The organism is Enterobacter cloacae complex sp. HYC033_NIDB, assembly GCF_056673335.1.
Window position 1 is genome coordinate 3,711,704 of record NZ_CP115123.1, and the last position, 12,387, is coordinate 3,724,090.

The following is a 12,387-nucleotide window of genomic DNA, read 5'->3' on the forward strand; positions in this document are numbered from 1 at the left end:
CGCGATGACCTCTGACGGTTTTTCCCTGAAGCGCTGCATTCTGGACTCGATTTTTTCCGGAATGATCGCCCTGATTATTTTCGGCCCGATTGCGGGCGTGATACTGGATGGTTACAGCTTTATCTTTGACGGCCAGCGGCTGGCGTGGATTGTAGGCACGGTGATGGTGGGACGCTTTTTACTGAGCGCCTTTTCAGCTACGGCGGCCGGAAGACGTTTACAGGCACGGTTTGAATCCGACAATGCGGGGGTGTATGTCCGGCCGCCGGCGTATAAAAGCCGCATGCGCTGGATCATTCCGCTAATTGTCACGCTGGCGATCTGCTTCCCGTTTGTGGCCACTAAATACGTTCTGACGGTTGCCATTCTCGGACTGATCTACGTCCTGCTCGGTCTTGGGCTGAACATTGTTGTTGGCCTGGCAGGGCTGCTGGATCTGGGTTATGTCGCCTTCTATGCCATCGGCGCTTACGGGCTAGCGCTCGGGTATCAGTATCTGGGGCTTGGGTTCTGGAGCATGCTGCCGCTGGCGGCGCTAATGGCCGCGGGCGCGGGCGCCCTGCTCGGCTTTCCGGTGCTGCGCATGCACGGGGATTATCTCGCCATCGTCACGCTCGGGTTTGGCGAGATCATCCGCCTGGTGCTGAACAACTGGCTCACCTTCACCGGCGGGCCTAACGGCGTTTCAGCCCCTGCCCCGACCTTTTTTGGCCTGGAGTTTGGCCGACGCGCCAAAGAAGGCGGCGTCCCCTTCCACGAGTTCTTCGGCCTGACCTATAACCCCAACTTGAAGTTTATCTTCATCTATGCGGTGCTGTTCCTGGTAGTCATGCTGGTGCTGTACATTAAACACCGGCTGACCCGAATGCCCATTGGACGGGCGTGGGAAGCGCTCCGTGAGGATGAGATTGCCTGCCGTTCAATGGGGCTAAATCACGTTCTGGTCAAACTCTCGGCCTTCACCCTGGGCGCATCGACGGCAGGTATCGCCGGAGTGTTTTTTGCCACCTACCAGGGGTTTGTTAACCCGACCTCTTTCACCTTTTTTGAATCGGCCCTGATCCTCGCCATTGTGGTCCTGGGCGGGATGGGCTCTACCGTCGGCGTCGTACTGGCCGCCTTTGTGCTGACCGTCACGCCGGAACTGCTGCGCAGCTTTGCGGAATATCGCGTGCTGCTGTTTGGCATGCTGATGGTGGTGATGATGATCTGGCGTCCTCGCGGTCTGATCCGCATCAACCGCAGCGGATTTGCCGTGCGTAAAGGAGTGGCGCCATGAACGCAACGATTTTACGTGTAGAACATCTGATGATGCACTTCGGCGGGATCAAGGCCTTAAACGACGTCAATCTTGAGGTGCAGCGCGGCTCCATTACCGCACTCATTGGGCCTAACGGCGCGGGAAAAACGACCGTCTTTAACTGCCTGACCGGTTTCTACCGGGCCTCCGGCGGCAACATTCTGTTCAATGCACGAAATAAAACCACCAATGTCATTCAGGTGCTCGGCCAGAAATTCCAGCCGGGCGACTGGCTCAACCCGGCGCAGCTTGGTCAACGCCTGTTCTATAAGATGTTTGGCGGCACGCATCTGGTGAACCGCGCGGGTCTTGCGCGCACGTTTCAGAACATCCGCCTGTTCCGCGAGATGTCCGTTGTGGAAAACCTGCTGGTGGCACAGCACATGCGCGTCAACCGCAATCTGCTGGCGGGGGTGCTGAACACCCCTGCGTATCGTCGCTCAGAGAACGATGCGCTGGACCGGGCGTTTTACTGGCTGGAGGTGGTGGATCTGGTGGATTGCGCGAACCGTCTGGCCGGGGAAATGTCCTATGGCCAGCAACGACGCCTCGAAATCGCCCGCGCCATGTGTACCGGCCCGGAGATGATTTGTCTCGATGAACCTGCTGCCGGCCTGAACCCGGTGGAAACGCACAAGCTGAGTGAGATCATCCGGTTCCTGCGCGACCACCATGACATTACGGTTTTGCTGATCGAGCATGATATGGGGATGGTGATGGGCATTTCGGATGACATCATTGTGCTCGATCATGGCGATGTGATTGCCAGAGGTAAACCGGCTGAAATCCAGCACAATGAAAAAGTGATTGCCGCGTATCTGGGCACCGACGAAAGCGAGGTAAATCTGTGAGCGAACCGATGCTTCAGTTTCAGGATGTGGATGTTTTCTACGGGGTGATCCAGGCGTTGAAGCAGGTTTCGCTTGAGGTTAACAAAGGGGAAACCGTGGCCCTGATTGGCGCTAACGGCGCGGGGAAGTCAACATTACTGATGTCTGTCTTTGGTCAGCCCCGGATCCGCAACGGGCAGATCCTCTTCTGCGGCGAGGATATCAGCCACAAATCCACCCACTATGTTGCCACCGGTGGCATCGCGCAGGCACCTGAGGGACGACGCATTTTCCCGGATATGTCTGTAGAAGAGAACCTGCTGATGGGGACAATCCCCGTCGGCAATCAGCATGCAGCGGAAGATATGCAAAGCATGTTCGACCTCTTCCCCCGCCTCAAGGAGCGACGTAACCAGCGGGCGATGACGCTCTCCGGCGGTGAACAGCAGATGCTGGCTATCGCCCGCGCGCTGATGAGCCGTCCTAAACTTCTGCTGCTGGATGAACCCAGCCTCGGCCTCGCGCCAATCGTGGTTAAACAGATTTTCCAGACGCTGCGCGAACTGGCCCGTAACGGAATGACGATTTTTCTGGTCGAGCAGAATGCGCACCACGCGCTGAAGTTGTCCGACCGCGGCTATGTGATGGTTAACGGGCAGATTCGGTTAAGCGGCAGCGGCGAGGCGTTGCTGAAGGATCCGGAGGTGAGGAAGGCGTATCTGGGTGGAGTGTGAAATGAAAAGGCTATAGTGAGAAAAACTCACAGTGATTGCCATTATTAATCGTTTTTCAAAAACGCACGCCTTCCAATATTATCCTCTCGACCTACCCTGACGGTGGGCCAATTAAAACATTCAGGCGCAAACTGAATAGTCATAATGAGAGGAACCGGGGCAAACATGACACTTGATGCTTTATTTCAATTAATAAAAATTATATCGCCATCTGAAACTCCATCAGATGGCGATTTAGCGAATTTTATGACCCTGCTTATCTCCACCAAAAATCATTCTGACGCCCTGTTACCGTTTTCGCAGCGCGCGTATATGCTTTCAGTTGCCTATCGCGATCCCCAAAAAGCAGCTGCGTTGCTTTCATCCTGTCAGCCCGAAGCAGGCAACCCTCTCCCGCTGCTCAACTTCTCTGGCTGGCCGGACGTGCGTTACGCCACTTCTGGTGAATTACAGACGCCCGAGTCTGAGGACTATTTTCACAAGATTTCGTCTGCCGCCACGCTATTACGTGCGGCAATTATTGACGCTGAGCAACAGAAAAACACGCCAGCATTTTATATTCTGGATAAGGTGCTCAACCTGAACAGCGCTTTGCCAGAACGTTATAAAAAGATGGCAAATATATCTTATTCATAACGGTATTAATAAATCCGACTGTCATCGTATGCCAGATAATCGATATCCAGCGCCGGAACGACCGGGGTATGGTTTTGCAGCCAGGCCAGAAGATGCTGAATGCTCTCTCTTTTGAGTGAATTTTTTGGCCAGACGAGGTAGTAGCCATCCCCCGTCGCGATAGCTTTCCTGAAAGGCAGGCCCAGCAGGCCACTTTTCAGGGCATCAAGCGTGAGATGCAGGTCGGCGATAGCGATGCCGTGCCCGTTCATCGCGGCAATACTTCCCTGTTCAAGGGTATCGAACACCATACCGCTGCTCATATCGAGCCCCGGGAACAATCCTGTTCTTCGCAGCCAGCGCCGCCAGTCACGTCTGTCCGGTGAAGGATGGATCAGATCGCATTGCGGAAGCCGCTGCCGGGCCGGTTCGATAAGCGATGGAGTACAAACCGGGATAAGCCATTCATGAAATAGCAGTTGGCTTTCCGTTGTGTCACCAAAACGCCCATTGCCGAGAAGAATGGCGCAATCGTAGGGCTCAAGATTGAAATCAACGGTGTCAATGTCCATCCAGACGCTGGCAATCTCAACCTGTGGTTTTGCATGGTTGTTGCGAAAAGATCGCAGCACGTCGAGAAGCCATCTCATGGTCAGGGTACTGGGTGCTTTAAGCCGCAGCAGGTGGTTTTCACTACGAAATACCCGGCAGGCCCATTCAATGCTCGTGAAGCTTTCGTTCAGCTGCCCGGCAAGCACTCGCCCGGCTTCAGTGACCTCCACCCGAGGACCTTGCCTTTTGAAAAGCTCGCAGTCGAACCACAGTTCAAGGGTACGAACATGTCTGCTGACCGCGCCCGGTGTAATATTGAGCGTTTCAGCGGCTTTACTGAAGGAATTCAACCGCGCAGCAACTTCAAACGCACGCAGTGCATACAATGGCGGTAAAGACATAGCGTCCCTTAAATGAGGTGATGGCATGGGGAATCAGGATCGCAAACCTGCAAATCTTCACACTGCAAATCGCGCCCGCTACACGATAGCATAATGGGTATCTGTTTAATTCCGTTGAAAAGGATCGTTGTTTTATTACGTGAGGGTCAGAAATGAAGGTTGTTGATTAGCAGAATGGCAGGCACAAAAAAACCACCTTTCGGTGGTTTCACGACACTGCTTATTGCTTTGATTATTCTGCTTTTTCCCATGGTAGCCGGAGTGGGACTTGAACCCACACAGCGCGAACGCCGAGGGATTTTAAATCCCTTGTGTCTACCGATTCCACCATCCGGCCAGGGAAGAAAGTGGAGGCGCGTTCCGGAGTCGAACCGGACTAGACGGATTTGCAATCCGCTACATAACCGCTTTGCTAACGCGCCTTAAATCTGTTGTCTTTCGACCTGCACCCGCAAGCTGCCGATGCATTAATCTGGAGCGGGAAACGAGACTCGAACTCGCGACCCCGACCTTGGCAAGGTCGTGCTCTACCAACTGAGCTATTCCCGCATGTCATCAAGTAACTATTTAACTACTTCCTAACCACTTGATTTCATTGTCGTCCGGCTAACTGTGCCGCCGTTCGATGCGTTGCATTCTACTGATATGACGTTTTGAGTCAACGTTATTTTTTGCATCTCAGGATCGTTTGCTGAAAATTAAGCCGAAACGATCACTGTTCAAGCAAATCACCGCGCGCAGCGTTCAAATATTGCAGCATTGACCACAGCGTCAGCACCGCCGCAACCCACAGCAGACCAATGCCGGCCCACTCTACCCAGGCATTCGGACGCCACAGCATCCATACCAGCGCCGCCATCTGTGCGGTGGTTTTAACTTTACCGATCCAGGACACCGCCACGCTGCTGCGTTTACCCAGCTCCGCCATCCACTCGCGCAGGGCAGAGATAATAATCTCACGGCCAATCATGGTCGCGGCAGGCAGCGTTACCCACCAGGTATGATAATGTTCCGCCACCAGCACCATCGCGATTGCCACCATCACCTTATCCGCAACCGGATCGAGGAACGCGCCAAAGCGGGTACTCTGGTTCCAGCGACGCGCCAGATAACCGTCAAACCAGTCCGTCACGGCAGCGATCAGGAAAATAAGCGCACAGGCAAAAGGCGCCCAGACGACCGGCAGGTAAAATGCCAGGACGAAGAACGGAATGAGCACAACGCGAAAGAGAGTGAGCAACGTAGGGATATTAAATCGCATGATGACGGTAACTGTCTGTTGTCAGTAAAATTTAGCTCTATGTTGCTACAGAGCCCTCAATGTTTCAACGAGTAGTAGATCTTTTCTGCCAGCCCTTGCGAAATACCCGGCACTTTTGCAATTTCTTCCATACTGGCGTTGAGTAATCCTTGCAATCCGCCCATATACTTCAACAGCATCTGGCGACGTTTTGGCCCGACGCCTTCAATCGTCTCAAGGGTACTGGTATTTTTCACTTTTGCCCGTTTTTTACGGTGCCCACTGATGGCGTGATCGTGCGACTCATCGCGGATATGCTGGATCACGTGCAGCGCAGGGGAATCCGGCGGCAGGCTAAAGCCCTCGCCTTCCGGCTCAAAGAACAGCGTTTCCAGGCCAGCCTTACGATCTGCCCCTTTCGCTACCCCTAGCAGCAGCGGATGGTTCTTATCCCACTCCACGTCGAGTGATTCAAATACCGCCTTCGCCTGCCCCAACTGCCCTTTCCCGCCGTCGATAAGGATAACGTCCGGGATTTTGCTCTCTTCAATCGCTTTGCCATAGCGACGGCGCAGCACCTGGTTCATGGCAGCATAATCGTCACCGGGCGTAATGCCGGTGATGTTATAGCGACGATACTCTGCCCGCAGCGGACCGTTGGCATCAAAGACCACACACGACGCCACGGTCTGCTCACCCATCGTATGGCTGATGTCGAAGCATTCCATGCGTTTCACTTCCGGCAGCTTAAGCAGCGTAGCAAGCGCGGTTAAACGCTGGCTGACGGTCGACTGCTGGGACAGTTTGGTGGTCAGCGCCGTGGCGGCATTGGTTCGCGCCAGCTTCAGATAACGCGCGCGATCGCCGCGCGGTTTCGTCTGAACATTCACCCGGCGGCCTGCCAGCTCTGAAAGCGACTCCGCCAGCAGGGTTTTATCATCGAGCGTGAAGTCGAGCAGGATCTCCGAGGGCAGCGTACGCATCTGGCTGCCCTGCAAATAAAACTGGCCGACGAAGGTCTCCACCACTTCACCCAGCTCAGTGCCGCCCGGCACTTTCGGGAAGTAGCTGCGGCTGCCGAGCACTTTGCCCTGACGAATAAAAAGCACATGAACGCAGGCCAGACCGGCGTCAAAGGCTACGCCGATAACATCGAGGTCGTCGCCCGTATTGGAAACAAACTGCTTCTCGGTCACCCTGCGCACCGCCTGAATCTGGTCGCGGATGCGTGCGGCCTCCTCAAATTCCAGCGCCGCGCTGGCTTTTTCCATACGGGCAATCAGTTGCGTCAGCACCTGATCGTCTTTCCCGGCTAAAAACAGGCGGACATATTCCACCTGCTGCGCGTACTCTTCTTCGCTCACCAGCCCTTCAACGCACGGCCCCAGGCAGCGGCCAATCTGATATTGCAGGCATGGCCGGGAGCGGTTGCGATAAACGCTATTTTCGCACTGGCGAACAGGAAAGATTTTTTGCAAAAGCGCCAGCGTTTCCCGCACGGCATAACCGTTCGGGAACGGGCCGAAATATTCACCTTTCGCATGCTTAGCGCCACGATGCATCGCCAGCCGCGGGTGCGTGTCGCCGCTCAGGAAGATAAACGGATAGGATTTGTCATCGCGCAGCAGAACGTTGTAGCGCGGCTGATACAACTTAATATAGTTGTGCTCAAGGAGCAGCGCTTCCGTTTCCGTATGCGTTACGGTGACATCAATGTTATGTATAAGTGCGACCAGCGCTTCGGTTTTACGGGAAGCAAGGTTGCTGCGGAAATAGCTGGAAAGGCGTTTCTTCAGATCTTTCGCCTTACCGACATAGATAACCGTACCGCCAGCATCGTACATACGGTAGACGCCTGGCTGGCTGGTGACGGTTTTCAGAAATGCTTTTGAATCGAACGCTTCACTCACTGACTTATTAACGACTCCGCATTGCACAAACCATGGCGAATGGCCAGGTGAGTCAGTTCGACATCACCGTGAATGTTCAGTTTACTGAACATTCGATAGCGATAGCTGTTGACCGTTTTCGGGCTGAGATTCAGTTGCTCTGAGATCTCATTCACCTTCTGACCTTTAGTGATCATCAGCATAATCTGCAATTCGCGCTCAGACAAACTGGCAAACGGAGATTCCGTTTTTTCCGGTTCAATCTGACTCAGAGCCATCTGTTGAGCAATATCAGAAGCGATGTAGCGCTGCCCGGCGTGTACGGTGCGGATCGCATTGACGACTTCCTGCGGCGCGGCGCCTTTACTGAGATACCCGGCAGCACCCGCCTGCATAACCCTGGCAGGCAGCGGATTTTCGGTATGGACGGTCAGCATGATAACTTTGGTATCAACTAACATGCGCGCGATTTTGCGCGTGGCTTCAAGCCCGCCAATACCGGGCATGTTCATATCCATCAGCACCACGTCTGCGGAGTTAGCGCGACACCATTTAACGGCATCTTCGCCACAGCACGCCTCGCCGGCAACTTTAATACCCTTTATATCTTCAAGAATGCGTCGTATCCCTGCGCGCACCAGTTCGTGGTCATCAACAAGAAGGACGTTGATCAAAGGAAATGTCTCCAGAATAGGGATAACGCTACTGACTGCTAATTGGGTTTATATTAACGGTTTTCCATGCAAGATTAAAACGCTAAAAAATCGGCTATTCGATTCTTGTCTCGTTTTTGGAAATTAAGCTGTACAGTAAGTGGAAAGAAAACCCTTGCCCGCTGGGCTTTTACCTCTATTTTATAGCATCGACATTCGAAAAGTTACTAAAACAGTTGTTAACTCAAACGAAAAAGAGCGCGCGATTTTTTGTAACAACAATTAACGAATGGCGAACCGGGGATAAACATTTAATTGTCGCTAACATATTGGACAGAGTACCTTCATAATCCGCGCCGCCCAATAATCACTGCGCGATAAGTATAAAAAACAACCACTGCATTTTTTGCCGTAGCTTGTGGTATACTCCGCCGCCTTAACTTTCATCGTCGCGCTCATGCGCTGTTTTATAATGAGGAAAATAAATGAGCACACCTGAATTTGCCACTGCCGAGAATAACCAGGAACTGGCACAGGAAGTAAACTGCCTGAAGTCGCTGCTGACGCTAATGCTACAAGCGATGGGCCAGGCTGATGCTGGTCGTGTGATCATTAAAATGGAAAAACAGATCGCGCAGATGGAAGACCAGGCGGAATCCGCTGTTTTTGCCAATACGGTTAAGCAAATTAAACAAGCCTACCGCCAGTAACAAAAACGGCTGGATGCAAAGCATTCAGCCGTTTTCTCGTCTGACACGCAGAACGTGATATCAGTCAGATAAGCCCCGTCGCCGCGGCATAACACGCTATCTGGATCTTATTCGGTGCGTTGAATTTCTTCTGCATATTCTTTTGATGGAAATTGACGGTATTTTCCGAGATGGAGAGAATGATGGCGATTTCTGCCGACGTCTTCCCTTCTGCGGTCCACTTCAGAATTTCCCGCTCACGCTTGCTGAATTTCATTTCAGGCGGCATCACCGTCTCATGTTCAAAGCGTAACAGTGTGGTGAGCGCCATCTGGACGAGCATTTGTAAACGCAGCTCAACTTCTTCACTGGATATCGAGTGTGCCTGTAAGCTGGTACATGACACGGAGAGGAAACCGAGCGCATGATTTGGCATCATCAGACACTGCGTTATTCCCTTGCGTAATCCGTGGTCCCGCGCGCCGTCCCATAATTGCTGGGCATCCGTGAATAATTCATCCGTCCAGGGCAAATGTCCCTGAATGAAATTCTCGGGCTTCAGCACCGGGTCAATGGCGAAATAATTCTCGGACTGATATTGCGCCATCCATTGTTGCGGATAACTGGAATGGACGGAGGTTCGCGGGCGGGTAAATGGCACAGGGTGTCGAACACAAAGCGCATAATAATCGAATTCAAGCGCCTGCGTTTGTCGCTGAAGTTCCTGATATACCTCTTCGGCACAGGTCATTTCCTGAAACCGGAGGAAGCATTCCCGTCGCCAGGTGAAAAAGTCTATATCCCTCATACTTACTGAATGAAGCCTCTGATAAAGATAATCATTATTATGGTGAATATAACCTAACACATAAAGCATGATTATTTATATAAAATATCGGCCACAGGCAGATTATCTTTAATTTGGCGATGGCTTATCCACATCAGGCGGAATAAAAAAGCAACAGAACGGAGTTTAAGGGAGGATAATTTGCTCCAGAAGCGGCATCTGGAGCAAATTGAACGCTAAAATGCTACTGCATTAAGAATTTTTCAAGGAACTGACGGGTTCGGGGCTGCTGCGGATTGGCAAACAGCGCTTTAGCCGGCCCCTGCTCAACTATTCTCCCCTGATCCATGAAAATAGCCCGATCGGCAACGTCGCGAGCGAAGCTCATTTCATGCGTCACAATCACCATCGTGCGTTTCTCCTGCGCCAGCTGTCGGATCGTGTTCAGTACTTCCCCGACCAGCTCAGGATCGAGCGCGGATGTGGGTTCGTCAAACAGGATCACATCCGGGCGCATCGCCAGCGCGCGCGCAATGGCGACACGCTGCTGCTGCCCGCCAGATAAGCGACGCGGATAGCTCGTCTCCTTCCCTGCCAGCCCAACCTTCGCCAGCAGCTCGCGGGCGCGGACCGTCGCGTCTTCCTTAGGTTCCCCCTTGACGATGACCGGCCCTTCAATAATGTTTTCCAGCACCGTGCGGTGCGGAAAGAGATTAAAGCTCTGGAACACGAAGCCGACATGCTGGCGCAGGCGGCGAATCAGCCCTTTTTGCTGGCTGATGGGTTTCCCGGTATCAATGGTGATATCACCCACGCGGATCGTCCCGCCTTCGGGCTGCTCCAGTAAATTGATGCTGCGCAGCAGCGTGGTTTTGCCTGATCCGCTCGGGCCGATAATGGCCACCACTTCGCCCTGCTCAACTTCAAGGTCAATGCCATGCAGCACCGTTTGTCCATGGAATTTTTTCACCAGGTTTTTAACGTCAATTGCACTCATTTTGGATCACGCTCCTGGCGGTTAAGCTGGTTTTCAAAATAGTTTTGCAGAGCGGACAGCACCGTCGCCATCACCCAGTAAATCAGAGAGGCCGCCAGATACATGGTAAACACTTCCAGCGTGCGCGAGGTGATCAGCTGCGCCTGACGGAACAGCTCCGGCACCTGAATGGTCGCCGCAAGCGAGGTGTCTTTCACCAGGCTGATAAAGCTGTTGCTCAGCGGCGGCAGCGCCACGCGCGCCGCCTGGGGCAGGATCGCCCGGCGCAGCGTCTGCCACGGGGTCATCCCGATACTGGCCGCCGCTTCCCACTGTCCTTTATCGATGGAGGAGATCGCCGCACGCAGCGTTTCAGAGGTGTACGCCGCGGTATTCAGCGACAGGCCTATCATCGCCGCCGGGATCGGATCCAGCTCAATACCGAACTGTGGCAGACCGTAGTAAATCATAAACAGCTGGGCGATAAGCGGCGTTCCGCGGAACACGGAGATGTAAAACCGCGCCAGCCACCGCACCGGCCAGATGTTCGACATGCGCATCAGTGCCAGCACAAACCCGAGCACCAGCCCGAAGAACATCCCGCCGATACTGAGCTGTAAAGTAAACACCGCGCCCTTAAGCAAGAACGGCAGCGAATCAATAACCAGTTGAATACTTTCTTGCATTATTATTTTTCTACCTGATTTTTAGACATGAGGATGATAGGCAAACAGCGCAGGCGCTCCGCCAGTATGAACAAACAAAATGGGTCCTTCATCCTTAAAGCGCTTGCGGGCGATGCCGTCGATCAGGCCCGCCATTGCCTTGCCGGTATAGACCGGGTCGAGCAGAATACCTTCGAGACGGGCCAGCAGCTTAACCGCCTCCATCCCTTCATCATTGGGGGTGCCATAGCCCGGCGCGAAATAGTCATCCCACAGCACTATTTCCGCCTTCGCCTGAAGCGCAAGCTGTTCAGCCACCGCCTGTTGCAGGGTGACGACTTTCGGCTTCTGGTCCGCAACGCTTCTGGAAACGGTCACGCCAATCAGCTCGACGTCTGGCATCAGCTGCTCAAGCCCGACCGCTAAACCGGCATGGGTTCCCGCACTGCCGGACGCCACCACCACCGAGGATAAACTTACCGCGCCTTCGCACTGCTGAGCGAATTCCAGCGCGCTCTCAACATAGCCGAGGGCACCCAGCGCATTCGAGCCGCCAACCGGGATCACGTACGGACGAAAACCCTGCGCTTCCAGACGCGTCGCCAGCTCGTCGAGCTGTGCAGCCGGGTCGGTCAACGCGTCGACCATTTCAACCTGCACGTTGAACAGATCCAGCAGCAGACGGTTACCGTTAGTCAGGTAATTCTCTGCCTGCGTGCCGATCGGATTCTCCAGCAGGGCTACGCAGTGGAGTCCCAGCTTCGCCGCCACTGCCGCCGTCTGGCGAACGTGGTTAGACTGAATTGCCCCGGCGGTGATCAGCGTGTCCGCGCCTTCGCGCAGGGCATCGGCGGCGAGAAATTCCAGCTTGCGCAGCTTATTTCCGCCCATCGCCATGGGCGTCACATCGTCACGCTTAATGAATATATCGCGCCCCAGGTAGTCAGAAAATCGCGGCAGATACTCCAGCGGCGTGGGTGCGCCGATAAATTCCAGACGGGGAAAGCGCGTTAAATTCTGTAGTGACATGGTTCCTCCGGTCACGCAAACAATTGT

The 12,387-nt window shown here is 53.8% G+C and carries 14 protein-coding genes and 3 tRNA genes; 6 read left to right on the forward strand and 11 right to left on the reverse strand.

Translation table 11 applies throughout. From position 1 onward, the window contains the following. The first annotated feature begins 4 nt into the window (after positions 1-4). From livM to O1721_RS17890, 4 genes are all read left to right on the forward strand, one after another. Complete coding sequence (livM, locus tag O1721_RS17875) at positions 5-1,279, forward strand: high-affinity branched-chain amino acid ABC transporter permease LivM (protein WP_032104234.1); 1,275 nt, start codon at positions 5-7, stop codon at positions 1,277-1,279. After that, positions 1,276-2,151: an ABC transporter ATP-binding protein gene (locus tag O1721_RS17880; protein ID WP_015570244.1), complete on the forward strand. Its 876-nt coding sequence runs from the start codon at positions 1,276-1,278 to the stop codon at positions 2,149-2,151. Before livM ends, O1721_RS17880 begins: the two co-directional genes overlap by 4 nt. Continuing rightward, positions 2,148-2,864, forward strand: coding sequence for an ABC transporter ATP-binding protein (locus tag O1721_RS17885; RefSeq protein WP_017384431.1), 717 nt, complete (start codon positions 2,148-2,150; stop codon positions 2,862-2,864). Before O1721_RS17880 ends, O1721_RS17885 begins: the two co-directional genes overlap by 4 nt. 165 nt (positions 2,865-3,029) lie before the next feature. Continuing rightward, positions 3,030-3,500, forward strand: coding sequence for a hypothetical protein (locus O1721_RS17890; RefSeq protein WP_032648789.1), 471 nt, complete (start codon positions 3,030-3,032; stop codon positions 3,498-3,500). A gap of 5 nt (positions 3,501-3,505) precedes the next feature. On the opposite strand, the gene O1721_RS17895 is transcribed toward O1721_RS17890, so the two are convergent. From O1721_RS17895 to uvrY, 7 genes are all read right to left on the reverse strand, one after another. Beyond that, on the reverse strand, positions 3,506-4,432 hold the full coding sequence (locus O1721_RS17895) for a LysR substrate-binding domain-containing protein (RefSeq protein WP_032104235.1): 927 nt from the start codon (positions 4,430-4,432) through the stop codon (positions 3,506-3,508). 250 nt (positions 4,433-4,682) lie between these two features. Next, positions 4,683-4,769, reverse strand: a tRNA-Leu gene (locus O1721_RS17900). Positions 4,770-4,780: 11 nt separating this feature from the next. Next, positions 4,781-4,854, reverse strand: a tRNA-Cys gene (locus O1721_RS17905). Between the two features lie 51 nt (positions 4,855-4,905). Next, a tRNA-Gly gene (locus tag O1721_RS17910) sits at positions 4,906-4,981 on the reverse strand. Positions 4,982-5,144: 163 nt separating this feature from the next. Then, on the reverse strand, positions 5,145-5,693 hold the full coding sequence (gene pgsA, locus O1721_RS17915; RefSeq protein WP_003859652.1) for a CDP-diacylglycerol--glycerol-3-phosphate 3-phosphatidyltransferase: 549 nt from the start codon (positions 5,691-5,693) through the stop codon (positions 5,145-5,147). Between the two features lie 56 nt (positions 5,694-5,749). Continuing rightward, on the reverse strand, positions 5,750-7,582 hold the full coding sequence (uvrC, locus tag O1721_RS17920) for an excinuclease ABC subunit UvrC (RefSeq protein ID WP_017384477.1): 1,833 nt from the start codon (positions 7,580-7,582) through the stop codon (positions 5,750-5,752). Next, positions 7,579-8,235, reverse strand: coding sequence for a UvrY/SirA/GacA family response regulator transcription factor (gene uvrY, locus O1721_RS17925; RefSeq protein WP_032668539.1), 657 nt, complete (start codon positions 8,233-8,235; stop codon positions 7,579-7,581). The genes uvrC and uvrY overlap by 4 nt, the downstream gene beginning before the upstream one ends. A 397-nt stretch (positions 8,236-8,632) precedes the next feature. On the opposite strand from uvrY, the gene O1721_RS17930 reads away from it, so the two are divergent. Together O1721_RS17930 and O1721_RS17935 are read left to right on the forward strand one after the other, a co-directional pair. Next, a complete protein-coding gene (locus O1721_RS17930; protein ID WP_418235935.1) occupies positions 8,633-8,713 on the forward strand; it encodes a hypothetical protein in 81 nt (26 codons plus the stop codon). Then, positions 8,700-8,924, forward strand: a complete 225-nt coding sequence (locus tag O1721_RS17935; protein WP_003859644.1) for a DUF2594 family protein — start codon at positions 8,700-8,702, stop codon at positions 8,922-8,924. The genes O1721_RS17930 and O1721_RS17935 overlap by 14 nt, the downstream gene beginning before the upstream one ends. Before the next feature lie 64 nt (positions 8,925-8,988). On the opposite strand, the gene sdiA is transcribed toward O1721_RS17935, so the two are convergent. The 4 genes from sdiA to dcyD form a co-directional block, all read right to left on the reverse strand. Further along, positions 8,989-9,711 carry a quorum-sensing transcriptional regulator SdiA gene (sdiA, locus tag O1721_RS17940; protein WP_017384479.1) on the reverse strand — a complete coding sequence of 241 codons (723 nt, stop codon included), beginning with the start codon at positions 9,709-9,711 and terminating at the stop codon, positions 8,989-8,991. Positions 9,712-9,934: 223 nt separating this feature from the next. Further along, positions 9,935-10,687 carry an L-cystine ABC transporter ATP-binding protein TcyN gene (tcyN, locus tag O1721_RS17945; RefSeq protein ID WP_003859634.1) on the reverse strand — a complete coding sequence of 251 codons (753 nt, stop codon included), beginning with the start codon at positions 10,685-10,687 and terminating at the stop codon, positions 9,935-9,937. Further along, a complete protein-coding gene (gene tcyL / locus O1721_RS17950) occupies positions 10,684-11,352 on the reverse strand; it encodes a cystine ABC transporter permease (protein ID WP_003859632.1) in 669 nt (222 codons plus the stop codon). Before tcyL ends, tcyN begins: the two co-directional genes overlap by 4 nt. Before the next feature lie 21 nt (positions 11,353-11,373). Continuing rightward, positions 11,374-12,360 carry a D-cysteine desulfhydrase gene (dcyD, locus tag O1721_RS17955; RefSeq protein WP_032104236.1) on the reverse strand — a complete coding sequence of 329 codons (987 nt, stop codon included), beginning with the start codon at positions 12,358-12,360 and terminating at the stop codon, positions 11,374-11,376. Between the last annotated feature and the right edge of the window lie 27 nt (positions 12,361-12,387).